The organism is Pseudolysinimonas sp. (assembly GCF_051954455.1).
Taxonomy (GTDB): Bacteria; Actinomycetota; Actinomycetes; order Actinomycetales; family Microbacteriaceae; genus Pseudolysinimonas.
Genome location: NZ_JBQCHS010000015.1, coordinates 58,012 through 74,717 on the forward strand (window position 1 = coordinate 58,012; position 16,706 = coordinate 74,717).

The following is a 16,706-nucleotide window of genomic DNA, read 5'->3' on the forward strand; positions in this document are numbered from 1 at the left end:
TACCTCGCGACCGGGCACCCCGCGCGGCGGACTAGCTCTTCGATCCGGTCGCGACGAGCACGCCGGCGAGCCCGATCATCATCCCGCCGCCCGTCGCGCGGATCGCGGCGAGGCGCTTCGGCGAGCGCGCGAACCACCCGCGCGCCGTGCTCGCCGCGAGGGCCCACACGCTGTCGCAGAGGCACGCGATGAGGAGGAACACGAGACCGAGCACGACGAGTTGCACCGGGACGGCGCCCGCGCGCAGGTCGACGAACTGCGGCAGCACCGCGACGAAGAACACCATCGTCTTCGGGTTCGTGACCCCGACGACGAACCCCTGACGGATCAGCGTGAACGAGCGCGCCGGCGGCCGCCCGACCTCGTCCGCGCCGTCCATGCCCTGCTTCCGGTGCCGGATGGCCTGCACGCCGAGCCAGACGAGGTAGGCCGCGCCGGCGATCTTGATCGCGGTGAAGACGGGCACCGACTCCGCGACGATCGTTCCCACCCCGAGCGCGACCATCGCGAGCAGCGGCACGGCGCCCAGCTCGTTGCCGATCACGCTGAGCAGGCCGCCCCGTCGTCCGAGTGCGAGCGATCGGCCGACGACGAACAGCACGGCGGGGCCCGGGATCGCGATGAGGATCAGCGACGCCAGGGAGAACGTCAGAAGGGTTCCGACCGCGGGCATGTGGGACATCATGGCGCAGACGGCGAGAGGAGTCAGGCCCAGTCGGGGCGCGCGAACTCCGGAGCGGCGGCCGCGATCCGGGGATCGAGCCGCAGGTGGGACGCGAGCAGCGGCATGGTGCGCGTCACGGTCTGCTCGATGCGGCCGGACAGCTCCGCGGAGTCGACGCGGTAGTCGGTGAAGTCGCCCTCGTTGGCGAAGATGCCGAGCGGCAGGGTGAGCGACTGGAAGAAGCCGAACAGCGGCCGCATCTGGTGCTCCACGAGCAGCGCGTGCCGGTCGCTGCCGCCCGTCGCGGTCAGCACGATCGGGGTGTCGGTGAGGGCGTACTGCCCGATGTGGTCGAAGAACAGCTTGAACAGGCCGGTGTAGGTCGCGCGGTACGCGGGCGAGCCGACGACGAGCACGTCGGCGCGCTCCACCGTCTCCAGCGCCCCGATCGCGGCCGGCCCGAGGTCGCTGCGGTACGGGCCGGCGCCGAGGTCGGTGAGGAGCGGTGCGAGCTCGATGAGGACGGCCTCGCCGCCCAGCTCGCTCGCGAACACGTCGGTGACGTGCTCGACGAGGGCCGTCGTGCGCGAGGGCCGGGTGGGGCTCCCGCTCACGCCGACGACGGTGAGGGGGCGCGCTCCGTCTGCTGCCATGCCCCGATGATGCTCCGCGGCGACCGCTGGGCGGAAACACGTGACGCCGCGTGACCTCGGGTGACGCCCGGCGACCGGAGACGATCGGGCAGGCTGGGGGCATGACCGCCGCCGAACGCCTGACCGACCCGATCGCCTATCACGGCGAGGGGCCGTTCTGGGATGCGGAGCGCTCCCGCCTGCTCCTCGTCGACATGCTCGCCGGCGCGATCGTGAGCCGCGACGAGAGCGGTCGGATCGAGCGGCACGCGGTGCCGTCGCGGGTCGCGGCCGTCGTCCGACGGCGCGCGTCGGGCGGATTCGTCGTCGCGACCGAACGCGACGTGCTCGCGGCGGACGCCGGCCTCACGGCGTTCTCGCCGATCGCCACCGGTCTCGTCGGCGACGGCGTGCGCCTCAACGAGGGCGGGTGCGATCCGCTCGGCGCGTTCCTCATCGGGTCGATGGCGTACGGCGCCACCCCCGCGGGTGGATCGCTGCAGCGGGTCGCCCCGGACGGCACCGTCACGACGGTGCTGGAGGGCGTGACCGTCTCCAACGGGCTGCAGTTCTCGACCGACGGCCTGACCGCGTTCTACGTCGACTCCCCCACCGGCCGCATCGACCGCGTCGACGTCGACCCGGCGACGGGAGCCTGGAGCGGCCGTCGCTCGCACGTCGAGATCGAGGGCACCCCGGGCGGCCCCGACGGCCTCGCGATCGACGTCGAGGGCGGTCTCTGGGTCGCGCTCTACGGCGGCGGCGCGGTCCGGCACTACGACCCGGCGGGCGCGCTCGTCGAGGAGATCGCGGTCCCGGGCGCGACGAAGGTGACGGCGTGCGCGTTCGGCGACCCCGACCTCCGCACCCTCTACATCACGACGTCGCGCGAGGGCCTCGGCGACGACGAGGAGCCGCAGGCCGGCTCGCTCTACGCGATCCGCACCGACGTCGCGGGCGCTCCGCCGCTGCCCTTCGCGGGCTGAGCGCCCCGCCGTAGGGTGCTGCCATGAGCAGCGTCGCCGACTCCCTTCCCGCCACGATGCGCGCCGTCGTGATGCACGGCCCCGAGGACTACCGCCTGGAGGAGCGCCCGGTGCCCGAACCCGGTGACGGCGAGCTGCTGCTCCGGGTCGACGCCGTCGGCATCTGCGCGAGCGACCTCAAGTGCTACCACGGCGCCGCGAAGTTCTGGGGCGACGAGCGGCGGCCGGAGTGGGTCGAGCGCGGACGGATCCCGGGTCACGAGTTCGTGGGAACGATCGTCGCCGGCGATCCCGCCGCGCTCGAGCGACGCGGGGTCGCACTGGGTGATCGCGTCGCGGCCGAGCAGATCGTGCCGTGCGGCGAGTGCCTGTACTGCCGCGAGGGCTCGTACTGGATGTGCGACGTGCACGACATGTTCGGCTTCAAGGGCTACGACGGCGCGATGGCGGAGTACGTCCTGGTGCCGCCGCGCGCGCTCACCCACCCGGTGTCGCGCGAGCTGCCCGGCCAGGTCGCCGCGTTCGCCGAGCCGCTGTCGTGCGCGTTCCACGCCGTCGAGCGGGCGGAGATCCGCTTCGACGACACCGTGGTCGTCGCCGGAGCCGGCCCGATCGGGCTCTCGGCCATCGCCGGCGCGCGGCAGAAGAACCCCCTGCGGCTCATCGCCCTCGACGTGCTCGACGAGAAGCTCGAGCTGGCGCGGGAGGTCGGAGCGGACATCGTCGTCAACATCACGACGGAGGACGCGGTCGCGCGCATCAAGGAGCTCACCGGCGGCTACGGGGCCGACGTCTACATCGAGGCGACCGGGCATCCCTCCGCCATCCCGCAGGGCCTCGCGCTGCTGCGCAAGCTCGGCCGGTTCGTCGAGTACTCGGTGTTCAAGGACGCCGCCACCGTCGACTGGTCGATCATCTCCGACGACAAGGAGCTCGACGTGCGCGGCGCCCACCTCGGCCCGCACACGTGGCCCGCGGCGATCAAGCTGCTCGAGGCGCAGACCCTCCCGATGGACGAGATCTGCACCCACCAGTTCCCGCTCGAGAGCTTCCAGGAGGCGCTGGACCTCGTGGGCGACTCGGCGGGTCGCTCCGTGAAGGTGTCGCTCATCCCGTCGCTGCGCCCCTAGCGACCTCGTCTACGCTCCGAGGCCGCGGAGCGCGAGCAGCTCGCTGCGCCAGCGGGCGTGCACGTCCCACGGGTCGCGGCCGGCCGCGACCACGTCGATGTGCGCCGCGAGCGCGGGCGTGAGCCGGAACCACTCGGACCCCGGGAACCGGTCGACGGCGAACTGCTCGTGCCGCCGCCGCTCCAGCCGGCGGTCGCCGCGCTCGAAGGCGAGCAGCTCCTGGTGCCGGATCGCCCCGAAGCGCTGACGGGGATTGGCGGTGGTGCCGATCTTGATGCGGTCGTCCTGGCGCAGGTAGTAGACGACGTCGAGCCGTGGCGGGGCGAGGTCGCCGTCCGGGACCTCGCCGTGCCGCCACTCGCAGACCGCGCAGATCCAGCCGGACGGGTAGCGCACCCCCACGCGCGAGCCGCAGACGAGGCACGGGTAGGGCAGCAGATCCTCGACCGCGTCCATCGTGACAGTGTCGCCCCGGGGGAGGACACTCGAGTCGTGCTTGAGATGCCCGGCGTTGCGCTCACCGCGCTGCCTCCGACGTCGTGCGCTGGCGGGGTCGACTGCCAGGACACCGGAACGGGCCCCGACCTCGGATGGCTCACGATCCCGGCGGTCGTGCTGGTGGTCCTCGTCGTCGTCGTGGTCGTGTACTACGCACGCCGCGGCGGCCGCGGGCTCTGACCCCGCGCGGCGCCCGACGTCACGCGCCGGGGTGCGTACTCGTCGACGTACTCCTGCCCGGAGAGCTTCTGGATGGCCTGCATGATCTCGTCGGTGATCTGACGCAGCACGTCGCCGTCGTTCTGCCGACCGTAGAAACGGCTGAAGTCGAGCGGCTCCCCCGCGATCATGCCGACCTTCCGGCGGCGCGGGAGCTTCGCCCCGGACGGCATGACCTCGAACGTGCCGACCATGGCGATCGGCACGACCGGCACCTCGGCCTGGAGCACCATCCGGGCCACGCCGGTGCGGCCCTTGTACAGGCGGCCGTCGAGGCTCCGGGTGCCCTCGGGGTAGATGCCGAGCTGGCCGCCCTTGGCGAGGTGCTCGAGCCCGGCGCCGAGCGAGCTCGACGAGGCCTGGCCGCCCGAGCGGTCCATCGGGAGCTGCTTGACCGCGAAGAAGAAGCGGCGTACGAGCCAGCCCTTCAGGCCGCGCCCGGTGAAGTACTCGCTCTTGGCGAGGAAGCTGATCGGCCGGCGCAGCATGAGCGGGAGGAACACCGGGTCGAGGAACGACAGGTGATTGCTCGCGATGATCACCCCGCCGTGCCGCGGGATGTTGTCGAGCCCCTTCTGCCATACCTGCCAGAGCGCCCGGACCCACGGTCCGATCGCGACGTTTTTCAGGAACGCGTAGAACATGTCGGCCTCGTCGGGATCGGATCGGGAGCCTCCAGGGTATCGGCGTCCGGGTGCTTGCCAGCATCGCCGGCGGGTGCCCGGCTACCGTGGATAGGGCATGCCCATCGACATCTCTCCCTCCTTCGCGACCCGGAAGGAGCGCCTCGCCCACGAGCGGGTGCGGTCCCGCCGGCGTCGGTCCGCCGCCACCCCGCGTCGCGGCCGCGCCACGCATCCGCATCGGCCGGCGCACGTGTTCCTGGCCGCCGTCTCGGCGCTCGGGCTGCTCGGGGTCGCCGCCGTGCCGGTACTCGCGACCACCGGGTCACCGGCCGAGGCGAGCGGCGCGGTCGCGGCACCCGGCACCGCCCAGCGGGCCTCCGTCGACGACCTGACGACCGCGCTCACCCGCGACGACTACTCGGCCGACGAGCCGCAGGCCCTCGTCGACTCGGCGGCCGTCGGCGACGAGCGGGTGCTCGACAACGGTCAGCTCATGGGTCAGCCGTGGGCGCTCCCCGTCGTCGGCATGATCAGCGACGGCTTCGGCCCGCGCCCGAACCACCCGGTCGCCGGCACCCGCGACTTCCACGCGGGAACCGACATCGCCGCGCCGTGCGGCACACCGATCCACGCCGCCACCGCGGGCACCGTCGTGCAGGCGGAGCCGGACGGCACCTACGGCAACTGGATCCTCCTCGAGCACGGCGACGGCATCCAGACGGGGTACGCCCACATCGTGAACGGCGGCACCGAGGTGAAGGTCGGGCAGAACGTGGAGGCGGGGCAGGAGATCGCCCGCGTCGGTCGCACCGGCGCCGCGACGGGCTGCCATCTGCACTTCGAGACCCGGATCTCGACGAAGGCCGTCGACGCGGTCCCGTTCATGGCGAAGCGCGGCGTCACCCTCGGCTGAGGGAGCGCGAGGATGGACCCCATGACGTCGGAGTCCAACACGCGGGATCTGGAGGCGTCGATCGTCACCGATCTGCGCGACCAGCTCACCTACGGGTCCTACCTCGAGCTCGACACCCTGCTCGCGGCCCAGCACCCGCTCAGCACGCCCGAGCACCACGACGAGCTGCTGTTCATCATCCAGCATCAGACGACGGAGCTCTGGCTGAAGCTGGTGCTGCACGAGCTGCGCGCGGCCTGCGCGTCGCTCGCGGCCGACAACCTTCGCGACGCGCTCAAGAAGATCGCCCGGGTCAAGCACATCCAGCGCTCGATGATCGAGCAGTGGTCGGTGCTCGCCACCCTGACGCCCACGGAGTACGTCCAGTTCCGCGACTCGCTCGCGAGGTCGTCGGGGTTCCAGTCGGCCCAGTACCGCGCGGTCGAGTTCGTGCTCGGCAACAAGAACGCCCGCATGCTGCAGGTGTTCGCGGGCGAGCCGGAGAACGCCGCCATGCTCCGCGAGGCGCTCGAGGCCCCGAGCCTGTACGACGAGTTCCTGCGCCTGCTGGCCCGGCGGGGGCTGCCGATCCCGACGCGCATCCTCGACCGCGACGTGACGGTCGCGCACGTGCTCGACGACGGGCTCCGCGACGTTCTCGCCCGGATCTACGAGACGGCCGACGACAACTGGGACCTCTACGAGGCCTGCGAGGAACTGGTCGACCTGGAGGAGAACTTCCAGCTCTGGCGGTTCCGCCACATGCGGACGGTGATGCGGACGATCGGATCGAAGCAGGGCACCGGCGGATCGAGCGGCGTGGACTTCCTCCGCCGCGCCCTCGACCTCTCCTTCTTCCCCGAGCTGTTCGCGCTCCGGACCGAGATCGAGGCGCCGTGAGCGCGCCCGCCGCGGCCGAGCTCGACGCCGCCGACCCGCTGGCCGCCTTCCGCGACCGCTTCGTCGGGTCGGACGATCCCGACCTGCTCTACCTCGACGGCAACTCGCTCGGTCGCCCGCTGCGCGAACTGCCGGCCCGGATGGCCGACTTCGTCGAGCACGCCTGGGGCGAGCGGCTGATCCGCAGCTGGGACGAGGGCTGGTTCGACCTCCCGCTCACGCTCGGCGACCGGCTGGCCCGCCTCGCCCTCGGCGCGGCGCCGGGCCAGACGATCGTCGGGGACTCCACGACGGTGAGCCTGTACAAGCTGATCCGCGCCGCGCTCACGGCGCGGCCGGACCGGCGGACGATCCTCGTCGATCGCGGCAACTTCCCGACCGACCGGTACGTGGTGCAGGGCATCGCGGCCGAGCGCGGGGCGACGATCGGCTGGCTCGACCCGGATCCGTCGGCGGGGGTCACCGTGGACGACGTGCGCGACGCCCTCTCCGACGACACCGCGGTGGTCGTGCTGAGCCACGTCGCCTATCGCTCGGGTCACATCGCCGACGTCCCCGGGATCACCGCGGCGGCGCACGAGGCCGGCGCCCTCGTCGTGTGGGACCTCTCCCACTCGGTCGGATCGGTGCCGATGGAGCTCGACGCCTGGGGCGTCGACTTCGCGACCGGCTGCACCTACAAGTACTTGAACGGCGGCCCGGGCTCGCCCGCCTTCCTCTACGTGCGCGCGGGGCTCGTCGAGCACGCCGCACAGCCGATCCAGGGCTGGATGGGCGCCCGCGACCCGTTCGTGATGGGGCCGGAGTACGCACCGGCCGACGGCATCCGACGGTACGTGAGCGGCACGCCACCGGTCTTCGCGATGCAGCCGATGGCGGCGATGCTCGATCTGATCGAGGAGGCGGGCATCGACCGCATCCGCGCCAAGTCGGTCGCCCTCACCGAGCACGCCGTCCGGTTGCACGACGAGCTCCTCGCGCCGCTCGGGGCGCGGCTCGCGACGCCGCGGGACCCGGCGCTCCGCGGCGGGCACATCACGGTCGACCACCCGGCGTTCCCGGAGCTCATCGGGGCGCTCTGGCGGAGCGGGATCGTGCCGGACTTCCGGCGGCCGGACGGCATCCGTCTCGGGATGTCGCCGCTCAGCACCTCCTTCTCGGAGGTCGACGGCGCCGTCCGTCGGATCGCGACCGAGCTCGCCCGCGCCGTCGGCTCCCCCGCCCGGTGAACGTGCTCGACCGCCCGGCGCCCGAGCCGGATGCCACGGCGCGCTACGCGGACGGGGAGACGGGCGTCGTCGACCTCTTCGACCCGGCCGGTCCGCCGCGGGGTGCGGTCATCCTCCTTCACGGCGGGTTCTGGCGGGCGGCCTACGACCGGCGTCATCTGCGCCACCTCGCGGCCGCTCTGGCCGGCCTCGGTCACCGGGTCGCGCTGCCCGAGTACCGGCGCGTGGGCGACGCGGGCGGCGGCGACCCGGGCACGTTCGACGACGCCCGGCGGATCCTCCGCGACGTGCCGCCCCTGCTCGGGGTCGACCCCGGCGACGTCGTGGTGGGGGGCCACTCCGCGGGCGGGCACCTCGCGATCCTCGCGGCCGTCGGAGCCGCGACGCCCCCGCGGCGCGTGGTCGCGCTTGCCGGCGTGCTCGACGTCGCGGCGGCGCATCGCGCGCGGCTGTCCGACGGCGCCGTCGCGGCCCTGCTCGGCGAGCGCGACCCGGATCCCGTGCGGATCGCCGCGATCGATCCGATGGTGCTCGAGCTCCCCGACGGCGAGGTCGTGCTGGTGCACGGGCGCCGCGACGACGTCGTGCCCGCGGATCACTCGACGCGGTACGCCGCGCGCGACGACCGCATCCGGCTCGAGCTGCTCGACGCCGACCACTTCGACGTCATCGACCCGACCGCGGATGCCTTCGGGGCGGTCGCGGCGGCATTCCGCGCTCAGGCCGCGTAGGACATCCGGAACAGCACGGGGAGGTGATCGGAGACGCCCTGCGGCAGCGTCACCGCTTCCTCCACCTCGAACCCGTGGACGGTCGCGACGTCGAACTTGCCCCGCATGAGGTTGCCGTCTCGACGGTAGGTGCTCGAGGCGGTCCGGGCCATCGCGAATCCGCGCCGCTGCAAGTGCTGGTTGAGCATGAACAGCAGGATCGGGTGGTTGTAGTCCCCCGCCATGATCGACGGCAGGCCGGGGCCGAGCCGCCGCAGGGCGTCGTGGGCGTCGTCGACCTGCCGGCGCCGGGCCGCGTTGGAGTCGGTGAACGGCGTGGCATGGAACGAGCCGAGCACGACCCCTCGGCCGGTGGCGAGGTCCCGCACCCGCGTCGCGGCGAGCCGGTGGTCGGTGCCGCCGACCCAGCGGTCGTGCCGGGAGGTCGCGAGCTGCACGGTCAGCGCCTCCTCGATCTCGAGCCGCTCGGCCTTCACGTACAGCGCGACGCCCAACCGGTTGCGCGAGGTCGCCACCGCGAGGTGCAGCCCCCCGACGCGCTCGGGCAGGCTGGCGGCACGCGCCTCCTGCACGCAGACGACGTCCGGATCGCGGCGGCCGACGAGGTCGGTCAGCTCGCCCTGGGCGCGCCCCTCCCAGAGGTTGTACGTGATGACCGCGAGGGGCGCGGCCTGCTGCTCGGTGTCGATGACTCCGACGCTAGCGGGGTCGGGGGCGCTCGGCTCGCCTCCCGGCTCGCGTCCAGGCGTCAGGCCGGTAGCGCTTCCGATCGGGTCGCCTCGTGCCCCTGAATCTCGGGGCGTTCGCCGGGGCGGGGTGCCGACATATCCTGAGGACCTCAGCGAATCGAGGCACCCTCATGACCGACCCCGAGTTCCTTCCCCCCACCGACTCGTGGACCCCACTCGCCCGCATCACGGCGATCGTCGGGCTCGTCGCCACCGCCGGCAGCCTGGTGCTCGTGACGATCGGGATCATCGCCCAGAACCTCGGCTGACCTCGCCGGCGCAAGTCGTCGGTCTCACCGGCGTGCGTCGCCCTCACCGGCGTGCGTCGCCGACATGATCGATACGTGGTAGCTGAGGCGGGACTCGAACCCGCGACCTCACGATTATGAGTCGTGCGCTCTCACCAACTGAGCTACTCAGCCACAAGGGGGAACCCCCACCGCCGCGTGGTGCACCGACAGGGGCTCTGAGCCCCGAGTCAGGATTGAACTGACGACCCCTTCCTTACCATGGAAGTGCTCTACCACTGAGCTATCGGGGCGTTCCGCGACGCGCGCGGCAACCGGAAAACTCTAGCATCCGGTTCCGGCCGGTTAAGCCGCCGGAACGTCGCCCGCCTCCCACGCCGGGAGCGCGACACCGGGCAACCTCCACGCGGCGAAGGTCGGCCCCGGGACGGCCACGCGGCCCGCCTCCCACGCCACGTCGCCCGGCGCCTCGGACGCGACGAGCTCCGCGTCGTCCGGCAGCTCGTCGCCGAGGTCGAGCACCGTGATGGCGCGCGCCGCGACGACGAGCACGCACTCCTCCGCGGTCTCGCGGACGAAGGCGACGGCGTCGTCCGCGACCGCGAGCCACCGGATGCCGCCGCCGTTCAGCGCCGGGTGCGCCCGCTTCAGCGCGATGAGCCGGCGGTACAGCGCGATCGTGGCGGCGACCGTCGGATCGCCCGCCCGGTCCCACGGGATCGGCGTGCGCGACTCCTCGCCGTCGCGCGCGGTCAGCCCGAACTCGTCGCCCGCCCACACGACCGGGATGCCGGGCATGCTCACGGCGAGCCCGAACGCGACCGGCACGGCGCCCTCCCGCGCCGAGGTGAGGAAGCGCGGGGTGTCGTGCGTGTCGAGCGCGTTCATCGTCGTGAGCCGGGTGCGCCACGGGAACGCGGCCGCGAACTCGCGGTGGGCGTCGTAGAAGTCGATGCCGGTGTAGTCGCTCGTGCGGCCGAGCGTCATGCCGAGGCCGCCGCCCGCGGGAGAGCCGGGCACCGAGAGCCAGTTCCAGAGCGGGCGGGTGAAGTTCGCGTACGTCATGGCGCCGTGCCAGGCGTCGCCCGGGAAGTCCGAGGCCGCATCGTTGGTCGACTCTCCGATGAGGAGGGTGTCGTGCGAGACCTGCACCATCGTGTGCCGGACCGCCCGGCGCACGGCCTCGTTGAGGTCCTCGTCGCGCCACCGGCCGGTCATGTTGGCCACGTCGACGCGCCAGCCGTCGAGCGAGTACGGCGGTTTCAGCCACTTCGCGACGACCGAGTCGAGACCCTCGATGAAGCGGCGGCGCAGCTCCTCCGCCTGCCAGTTGAACTTCGGCAGGCTCGGCACCCCCATCCACGAGACGTAGCTCGTCTGGCCCTGGTCGAGCCAGAGGTAGAACGCACTCTCGGGCGCCTCGGGGTTGCCGTACGCCGCGCGGAACCACTCGTGCGTGTCGCCGGAGTGGTTGGTCGTGAGGTCGCCGATGACGCGGATGCCGCGCTCGTGCGCCGCCTCGACCAGCCGGATGAGCGCCCCGTCGCCCCCGAGCAGCGGGTCGACGACCTCGAACGAGTGCGCGTCGTAGCGGTGGTTCGATCCGGCGGGGAAGACGGGCGTGAGGTACAGCAGATCGATGCCGAGATCGGCGAGGTGGTCGAGGTGCTCCTGCACCCCGGCGAGGTCGCCGCCGTAGAACTGGCGCCAGCGCGATTCCCCCTCGAGCTGCACCGGGTCGGACCACGCGGCGGGCTCCGCCCATTCCGGGGGCGTCCGCTCGTCCGCCGCCGCCGAGCGCGCGAAGCGGTCCGGGAACACCTGGTACATGACCGACGCGCGCCCCCACTCCGGCGGCGCCGCGAAGCACACGATGCGGAAGTCGTCGACGTCGCGCGTCTCGGTGTGCGAGAGGCCGGCGCTCGTCAGCCAGTGCGTCGCGCCGTCGGCGCGCTCGAGCAGGAACCGGTAGCCGTGCACCGGGTTCTCGACCTGCAGCGCCGCCTCCCACCACACCGCCGCGGCGTCCTCGTGCACGACGACCGCGTCGTCGAAGCGCGGCTCGCGGTCGGGGTTGGATCGGGTGCGCACGACGACCGCGTCGCCCCAGATCCGCGGCACCCGCACGCGCACGCGCACGGTGTCGCCGAGCGAGGGCGTCTGCGTCGAGACGTAGAGGGGCGAGCCGTCGTGGTGGGGGCGGTCGGCGAGGGGGCGCTCCATGCCCCTCACGCTATCTAGGCTCGAGGGATGCCGACTCCCGCGAACGACTGGTGGCGCACCGCCGTCATCTACCAGGTCTACCCGCGCTCGTTCTCCGACTCGACCGGCGACGGCGTCGGCGACCTCGACGGGATCACGGCGCGGCTCCACGCCATCGCGGGCCTCGGCGCCGACGCGGTGTGGCTCTCGCCGTTCTACGTCTCGCCCCAGCACGACGCGGGCTACGACGTCGCGGACTACACCGACGTCGACCCGCTGTTCGGCGACCTCGCGGCGTTCGACCGGCTCCTCGCCACGGCGCACGGGCTCGGCCTCAAGGTGATCGTCGACATCGTTCCGAACCACAGCTCGAGCGCGCACCCCTGGTTCCAGGCGGCGCTCGCCGCCGGCCCGGGCTCGCCCCAGCGGGCGCGCTACCTGTTCCGCGACGGGCGCGGCGTCGGGGGCGACGTGCCGCCGAACAACTGGCAGTCGGTGTTCGGCGGCCCGGCCTGGACCCGGGTCGTCGAGGCGGACGGGCGCCCCGGACAGTGGTACCTGCACCTCTTCGACACGTCGCAGCCCGACTTCGACTGGACGAACGGCGAAGTCCAGGCCTTCTTCCTCGACGTGCTGCGGTTCTGGCTCGACCGCGGCGTCGACGGGTTCCGCATCGACGTCGCGCACGGGCTCGTGAAGGCGGCCGGCCTGCCGGACTTCACCCCGCCTCCCGGGGGCTCCATGGGCGGCGACACGGTCGACGCGCCCATGTGGGCGCAGCCGGGCGTGCACGAGATCTTCCGCGACTGGCGGCGCGTGACCGACGCGTACGACCCGCCGCGCGCGCTCGTCGGCGAGGCCTGGGTGCATCCGCTGCCGAAGCTCGCGGACTGGGTGCGCCCCGACGAGCTGCACCAGACGTTCAACTTCGTCTACCTCGAGACGCCGTGGGATGCCGCCCAGCTGCGCGAGGTGGTCGACGGATCGCTCGCCGCGTTCTCCCGCGTCGGCGCCCCGTCGACGTGGGTGCTCTCGAACCACGACGTGATCCGGCATGCCACGCGCTTCGCGCTCACCCCGCCGCCGCCGCAGGGCGAGGGCCTCGGCCCGCGCTCCCCGTACCACCCCGACGAGTCGGTGGGCCTCCGGCGGGCGCGGGCGGCGACGCTCTTCATGCTCGCGCTGCCGGGTTCCGCGTACGTGTACCAGGGCGAGGAGCTGGGGCTCCCCGAGGTCATCGACATCCCGGACGCCGCCCGCGAGGATCCGACGTTCGCGCGCACGGGCGGCGCGAGCTACGGGCGCGACGGCGCCCGGGTGCCGATCCCGTGGACCGCGGGTGCGCCGTCTCAGGCCTTCGGTCCCACGGACTCCTCGTGGCTGCCCCAGCCGTCGAGCTGGGCGTCGTACGCCCGCGACGGTCAGGACGGGATCCCCGGTTCGACGCTCGAGCTCTACCGGGCCGCGCTCGCGGCGCGGCGCGAGCACGGGCTGGGTGCGGCGGAGCTGGAGTGGCTGCCGAGCTCCGGGGAGGTGCTGACGTTCCGGGTCGGCGACGTCACCGTCGTCGCGAACGTCGGCGCGGAGGAGGCGGTGCTGCCCGACGGCGAGGTGCTCGTCGCGAGCGGGCCGGTCGCGCCGGGTCGGCTCCCGGGCGACACGACGGTCTGGCTGCGCTGAGCCGGGCGCCCACCAGAAGCGCGCCCGGCCCAGCGCAGGGTCATCGTCGGAACAACGAACCGCCGGAGCGCACCCGCGACACCGCGTCCACCGTCGCCGCGAGGATCAGCACGCCGCCGGTGACGAGCAGGTTGATGCCGCCGCCGAGGTTGAGCAGACCCAGGCCGTTGGTGATGATCGCGATGACCATCGCGCCGACCGCGGCGTGGACGAGACGCCCACGGCCTCCGAACAGCGAGACCCCGCCGACGACGGCGGCCGCGACACCCGACAGGACCGTGTCGTGCCCGAACGAGGCGTCGACGGATCCCACCTTGGATGCGCTGAACAGGCCGGAGACGACCGCGAGGGTGGAGCAGATCCCGAACGCGATCCACTTGATGCCGATGACCTTGATGCCGGCGCGCCGTGCCGCCTCGGCGTTGCCGCCGATCGCGTAGAGGTAGCGGCCGTACCGGGTGCGATCGAGCAGGAAGGTGCCCGCCCACAGGATCACCAGCACGATCGGGACGACGATGGGCACGCCCTCGATCACCTGGCCCGACACGACCTTGCCGTTCAGGACGTTGACCTGGCCGCGGTTCTCGTTGAGGAGGAACACGACGACGCCGCCGATGACGAGGATCAGCGCCAGCTTGATCCACATGAGGATGATGGTGCGGTTGGGCACCCCGGCTCGCGTGCGCCGTCGGCGGTCGAGCATCGACGTCGCGAACGAGATCAGCAGCATGACGGCGAGCATCACCCAGCCCTGCCACGGGAGCAGGTTGTTGTTCTGGATGGCGAGGATCTCGGGCTGCTGGACGCGGTAGAGGCCGCCCGTCCCGATGATCAGCAGCTCGAGCCCCTGGAACCCGAGGAACAGGCCCAGCGTCACGACGAACGACGGGATCCCGACGCGCGCGACGAAGAACCCGATGAACCCGCCGATCACGACGCCCGCCAGCAACGACAGGACGAGCGCCAGGATCCAGTTCATGTTGATGCCGCCCGGGTCGGACAGCACGACGAACGAGCCCATCGCCACGCCGGACGTGGTGCCGGCCGACAGGTCGATCTCCCCGAGCAGGATGACGAACACGAGCGCCATCGCCAGCATGATCTGCGGCGCCGCCTGGGTGAGCAGGTTCGCGAAGTTGCGCTCGGTGAGGAAGAAGGGGCTCAGGAGCGTGAACAGGACGCCGAGCACCACGAGACCCGCGATGGCCGGCAGCGCGCCCATGTCGCCGCTGCGGATGCGCAGCAGGTAGGCGCGCGTCTGGTCGACGAGACCGCCTTCCATGCCGGAGCCGATCAAGCCCTCGTCGGTGGGGACGGGGAGGTTCGTGGTGTCGGTCACCGGGAGGGGCGCTTCGGGAGCGTTGGGCGAGCTCATGCTGCCTCTCCTGCGTAGGTCTTGGATCCGGTGATGTAGCCGACGACGTCGTCGCGGTTGGTGCTCCGGGCGTCGACCTCGGCGACCATCTGCCCGAGGTAGAGGACGCTGATGTAGTCGGCGACCTCGAACACGTCGGCGAGGTTGTGGCTGATGATGATGACCGCGACGCCCTGCTCGGCCAGGCGCTTGACCAGGTTCAGCACCTGCTCGGTCTGCGCGACGCCGAGGGCGGCGGTCGGCTCGTCGAGGATCACGAGGCGGGCCTTCTTGAGCACCGAGCGCGCGATCGCGACGGTCTGACGCTGTCCGCCGGAGAGCGACGACACCTTCTGCCGCACGGACTTGACCGTGCGCACCGAGAGCGAGCGCAGGGTCTCGGACGCCTCGCGCTCCATGCGGCCCTCGTCGAAGGTGCCCCACTCGGTCTCCTCGCGGCCGAGGAACATGTTCTGGACGATGTCGAGGTTGTCGCAGAGCGCGAGGTCCTGGTACACGACCTCGATGCCGAGCGACGCGGCGTCGCGCGGCGAGTGCAGCGTGACGGGCTCGCCGTCGAACAGCACCTGGCCCTCGTCGTAGGGCTGCACGCCGGCGAGGCCCTTGATGAGGGTGGACTTGCCGGCGCCGTTGTCGCCGACCAGCGCGGTCACCTTGCCGGGATAGGCGCGCAGGTGCACGCCCTTCAGCACACTGACCGGGCCGAAGCCCTTCTTGACGTCCACCAGCTCGATGAGCGGGCGCGGGGATGCGGTCGGCTCCGCCATGGCGCCGTCCTCTCTTTCTGATCAGGCTGATGGGCCCCGCTCCGGCGCGATGCCGGAGCGGGGCCCTCGAGGTGTGGGACTACTTGACGCCGTACTGCGCGCAGGCGGCGGCGACGTCGGCGGTGCAGATGTCCGACGCCTTGGCGTCACCCGCGGTGACGACCTGCTCGACCTTGTCCGCCGTGATGAGGATCGGCGTCTGGGCGATGAACGGCTTGCCGTAGAGGCTGTCGGAGATCGACGGCTTCTTGCCCTTCAGCAGCGTGATCGCGAGCTGCGACGCCGCGTCGGCCTCGAGCTTGTAGGGCTTGTAGACCGTCGCGGTCTGCTTGCCGAGCAGCACGTTCTGCAGACCCGCCGTCGAGGCGTCCTGGCCGGAGACCGGGACCTTCAGGCCGTTCTTGTCGAGCACCGTGATGATGCCCGCGGCGTTGGTGTCGTTCGCCGACCAGACCGCGTCGACCTTGCCGCCGAGCGAGGTCAGCGCCTGCTCGAAGTTGGTCGCGGACTTGTCGCCGTCCCAGACACCGGTCGGCTCGGCGGCCGGCTTGATGCCCGCCGCGCTCATGGCCTTGACCGCGCCCTCGTGGAAGAGCGCCGCGTTGCCGTCGGTCGGGTCGCCGCCCATGTACACGACGACGGCGGTGGCCGGGTCCTTGCCCGCCGCCTTGAGGCCGTCGACGATCGACTGCCCCTCGAGCTCTCCGACCTTCACGTTGTCGAACGAGACGTAGTAGTCGGCCAGCATCTTCGTGCTGTCGCCCTTGCCCGTGGTGATCGGGCGGTCGTAGGCGATGACCGGGATGCCCTGCTTCTGCGCCTTCTGGGTCACGGCGACGGCCGCGCCGTTGTAGTCCGTGAGGATCATGACTCCGCAGCCCTTGGTCAGCTGCTGGTCGGCGATCGTCGCGTACTTGTTGGTGTCGCCCTGGGCGTTCTGGACATCGGCGTCGAAGCCGGCGTCCTTGAGCGCCTTGGTGATCGCCGGGCGGTCGCCGTTCTCCCAGCGGGGGGACGACGCGGTGTCGGGCAGGATGACGCAGGCGCGGGTCGACGCCTTGGCGCCGCCGGAGCCCGAGCCGGAACCGCTGCCGGAGCAGGCGGCCAGGGCCAGCGAGGCGACTCCCGCGACGACGACCGCCGCGATGAGGGTCTTCTTCATGGCACTCCTTCGTGCTGTGAGGTGTGGGGCGAAAGTT

18 protein-coding genes and 2 tRNA genes are annotated in these 16,706 nt (G+C 72.1%); 9 read left to right on the forward strand and 11 right to left on the reverse strand.

Features of this window, described 5'->3' with window-relative positions; all coding sequences use genetic code 11:
* Positions 1-31: 31 nt before the first annotated feature.
* Together ACTHM3_RS06580 and msuE are read right to left on the reverse strand one after the other, a co-directional pair.
* Positions 32-673 (reverse strand): LysE family translocator, encoded by a 642-nt coding sequence (locus ACTHM3_RS06580; protein ID WP_440405312.1) that lies wholly within the window; start codon positions 671-673, stop codon positions 32-34.
* 32 nt (positions 674-705) lie between these two features.
* Positions 706-1,317 carry an FMN reductase gene (msuE, locus tag ACTHM3_RS06585; protein ID WP_440405313.1) on the reverse strand — a complete coding sequence of 204 codons (612 nt, stop codon included), beginning with the start codon at positions 1,315-1,317 and terminating at the stop codon, positions 706-708.
* A 101-nt stretch (positions 1,318-1,418) separates the two neighbouring features.
* On the opposite strand from msuE, the gene ACTHM3_RS06590 reads away from it, so the two are divergent.
* The gene (locus ACTHM3_RS06590; RefSeq protein ID WP_440405314.1) at positions 1,419-2,282 is read left to right on the forward strand and encodes an SMP-30/gluconolactonase/LRE family protein; all 864 of its coding nucleotides are present in this window, start codon (positions 1,419-1,421) and stop codon (positions 2,280-2,282) included.
* A gap of 23 nt (positions 2,283-2,305) precedes the next feature.
* Positions 2,306-3,412, forward strand: a complete 1,107-nt coding sequence (locus ACTHM3_RS06595) for a zinc-binding dehydrogenase (protein ID WP_440405315.1) — start codon at positions 2,306-2,308, stop codon at positions 3,410-3,412.
* Positions 3,413-3,421: 9 nt separating this feature from the next.
* Here the strand turns inward: ACTHM3_RS06595 and ACTHM3_RS06600 are convergent, their stop codons facing one another.
* Positions 3,422-3,868, reverse strand: a complete 447-nt coding sequence (locus ACTHM3_RS06600) for a GIY-YIG nuclease family protein (RefSeq protein ID WP_440405316.1) — start codon at positions 3,866-3,868, stop codon at positions 3,422-3,424.
* Positions 3,869-3,904: 36 nt separating this feature from the next.
* On the opposite strand from ACTHM3_RS06600, the gene ACTHM3_RS06605 reads away from it, so the two are divergent.
* A complete protein-coding gene (locus ACTHM3_RS06605; RefSeq protein WP_440405317.1) occupies positions 3,905-4,090 on the forward strand; it encodes a hypothetical protein in 186 nt (61 codons plus the stop codon).
* Here ACTHM3_RS06605 and ACTHM3_RS06610 read toward each other — a convergent pair.
* A complete protein-coding gene (locus ACTHM3_RS06610) occupies positions 4,060-4,773 on the reverse strand; it encodes a lysophospholipid acyltransferase family protein (RefSeq protein WP_440405318.1) in 714 nt (237 codons plus the stop codon). The two genes, ACTHM3_RS06605 and ACTHM3_RS06610, sit on opposite strands and share 31 nt — an antisense overlap.
* Positions 4,774-4,870: 97 nt before the next feature.
* On the opposite strand from ACTHM3_RS06610, the gene ACTHM3_RS06615 reads away from it, so the two are divergent.
* Genes ACTHM3_RS06615 through ACTHM3_RS06630 form a run of 4 tightly spaced genes read left to right on the forward strand, consistent with a single transcriptional unit; the run spans position 4,871 to position 8,507 of the window.
* Complete coding sequence (locus ACTHM3_RS06615; RefSeq protein WP_440405319.1) at positions 4,871-5,668, forward strand: M23 family metallopeptidase; 798 nt, start codon at positions 4,871-4,873, stop codon at positions 5,666-5,668.
* A 21-nt stretch (positions 5,669-5,689) separates the two neighbouring features.
* Positions 5,690-6,547 (forward strand): tryptophan 2,3-dioxygenase, encoded by an 858-nt coding sequence (locus tag ACTHM3_RS06620; RefSeq protein WP_440405320.1) that lies wholly within the window; start codon positions 5,690-5,692, stop codon positions 6,545-6,547.
* Positions 6,544-7,776 carry a kynureninase gene (kynU, locus tag ACTHM3_RS06625; protein ID WP_440405321.1) on the forward strand — a complete coding sequence of 411 codons (1,233 nt, stop codon included), beginning with the start codon at positions 6,544-6,546 and terminating at the stop codon, positions 7,774-7,776. The genes ACTHM3_RS06620 and kynU overlap by 4 nt, the downstream gene beginning before the upstream one ends.
* Positions 7,773-8,507, forward strand: a complete 735-nt coding sequence (locus ACTHM3_RS06630) for an alpha/beta hydrolase family protein (protein WP_440405322.1) — start codon at positions 7,773-7,775, stop codon at positions 8,505-8,507. Before kynU ends, ACTHM3_RS06630 begins: the two co-directional genes overlap by 4 nt.
* On the opposite strand, the gene ACTHM3_RS06635 is transcribed toward ACTHM3_RS06630, so the two are convergent.
* Positions 8,495-9,349, reverse strand: coding sequence for an endonuclease/exonuclease/phosphatase family protein (locus ACTHM3_RS06635; protein WP_440405468.1), 855 nt, complete (start codon positions 9,347-9,349; stop codon positions 8,495-8,497). The genes ACTHM3_RS06630 and ACTHM3_RS06635 overlap by 13 nt on opposite strands.
* A gap of 17 nt (positions 9,350-9,366) precedes the next feature.
* Between ACTHM3_RS06635 and ACTHM3_RS06640 the strand changes: the two genes are divergently transcribed.
* Positions 9,367-9,504: a hypothetical protein gene (locus ACTHM3_RS06640; RefSeq protein WP_440405323.1), complete on the forward strand. Its 138-nt coding sequence runs from the start codon at positions 9,367-9,369 to the stop codon at positions 9,502-9,504.
* A 76-nt stretch (positions 9,505-9,580) separates the two neighbouring features.
* Here ACTHM3_RS06640 and ACTHM3_RS06645 read toward each other — a convergent pair.
* The 3 genes from ACTHM3_RS06645 to ACTHM3_RS06655 form a co-directional block, all read right to left on the reverse strand.
* Positions 9,581-9,657 (reverse strand) — tRNA-Met (locus tag ACTHM3_RS06645).
* Positions 9,658-9,704: 47 nt separating this feature from the next.
* Positions 9,705-9,776 (reverse strand) — tRNA-Thr (locus tag ACTHM3_RS06650).
* A 52-nt stretch (positions 9,777-9,828) separates the two neighbouring features.
* Positions 9,829-11,706: a glycoside hydrolase family 13 protein gene (locus ACTHM3_RS06655; RefSeq protein WP_440405324.1), complete on the reverse strand. Its 1,878-nt coding sequence runs from the start codon at positions 11,704-11,706 to the stop codon at positions 9,829-9,831.
* Between the two features lie 27 nt (positions 11,707-11,733).
* Here ACTHM3_RS06655 and ACTHM3_RS06660 point away from each other — a divergent pair, with 27 nt between their 5' ends.
* Positions 11,734-13,365, forward strand: coding sequence for a glycoside hydrolase family 13 protein (locus ACTHM3_RS06660; protein WP_440405325.1), 1,632 nt, complete (start codon positions 11,734-11,736; stop codon positions 13,363-13,365).
* A gap of 40 nt (positions 13,366-13,405) precedes the next feature.
* Here the strand turns inward: ACTHM3_RS06660 and ACTHM3_RS06665 are convergent, their stop codons facing one another.
* The 3 genes from ACTHM3_RS06665 to ACTHM3_RS06675 form a co-directional block, all read right to left on the reverse strand.
* A complete protein-coding gene (locus tag ACTHM3_RS06665) occupies positions 13,406-14,740 on the reverse strand; it encodes a sugar ABC transporter permease (RefSeq protein ID WP_440405326.1) in 1,335 nt (444 codons plus the stop codon).
* A complete protein-coding gene (locus ACTHM3_RS06670; protein ID WP_440405327.1) occupies positions 14,737-15,507 on the reverse strand; it encodes an ATP-binding cassette domain-containing protein in 771 nt (256 codons plus the stop codon). Before ACTHM3_RS06670 ends, ACTHM3_RS06665 begins: the two co-directional genes overlap by 4 nt.
* A gap of 79 nt (positions 15,508-15,586) precedes the next feature.
* Positions 15,587-16,669, reverse strand: a complete 1,083-nt coding sequence (locus tag ACTHM3_RS06675) for a sugar ABC transporter substrate-binding protein (RefSeq protein WP_440405328.1) — start codon at positions 16,667-16,669, stop codon at positions 15,587-15,589.
* Positions 16,670-16,706 lie beyond the last annotated feature (37 nt).

Coding starts and splice junctions, on each gene's coding strand:
- ACTHM3_RS06655 (WP_440405324.1), bottom strand. CDS start 11,706: ATGGAGCGCCCCCTCGCCGACCGCCCCCACCACGACGGCTCGCCCCTC.
- ACTHM3_RS06660 (WP_440405325.1), top strand. CDS start 11,734: ATGCCGACTCCCGCGAACGACTGGTGGCGCACCGCCGTCATCTACCAG.
- ACTHM3_RS06665 (WP_440405326.1), bottom strand. CDS start 14,740: ATGAGCTCGCCCAACGCTCCCGAAGCGCCCCTCCCGGTGACCGACACC.
- ACTHM3_RS06620 (WP_440405320.1), top strand. CDS start 5,690: ATGACGTCGGAGTCCAACACGCGGGATCTGGAGGCGTCGATCGTCACC.
- ACTHM3_RS06580 (WP_440405312.1), bottom strand. CDS start 673: ATGCCCGCGGTCGGAACCCTTCTGACGTTCTCCCTGGCGTCGCTGATC.
- ACTHM3_RS06600 (WP_440405316.1), bottom strand. CDS start 3,868: ATGGACGCGGTCGAGGATCTGCTGCCCTACCCGTGCCTCGTCTGCGGC.
- ACTHM3_RS06610 (WP_440405318.1), bottom strand. CDS start 4,773: ATGTTCTACGCGTTCCTGAAAAACGTCGCGATCGGACCGTGGGTCCGG.
- ACTHM3_RS06675 (WP_440405328.1), bottom strand. CDS start 16,669: ATGAAGAAGACCCTCATCGCGGCGGTCGTCGTCGCGGGAGTCGCCTCG.
- ACTHM3_RS06615 (WP_440405319.1), top strand. CDS start 4,871: ATGCCCATCGACATCTCTCCCTCCTTCGCGACCCGGAAGGAGCGCCTC.
- ACTHM3_RS06640 (WP_440405323.1), top strand. CDS start 9,367: ATGACCGACCCCGAGTTCCTTCCCCCCACCGACTCGTGGACCCCACTC.
- msuE (WP_440405313.1), bottom strand. CDS start 1,317: ATGGCAGCAGACGGAGCGCGCCCCCTCACCGTCGTCGGCGTGAGCGGG.
- ACTHM3_RS06590 (WP_440405314.1), top strand. CDS start 1,419: ATGACCGCCGCCGAACGCCTGACCGACCCGATCGCCTATCACGGCGAG.
- ACTHM3_RS06670 (WP_440405327.1), bottom strand. CDS start 15,507: ATGGCGGAGCCGACCGCATCCCCGCGCCCGCTCATCGAGCTGGTGGAC.
- ACTHM3_RS06595 (WP_440405315.1), top strand. CDS start 2,306: ATGAGCAGCGTCGCCGACTCCCTTCCCGCCACGATGCGCGCCGTCGTG.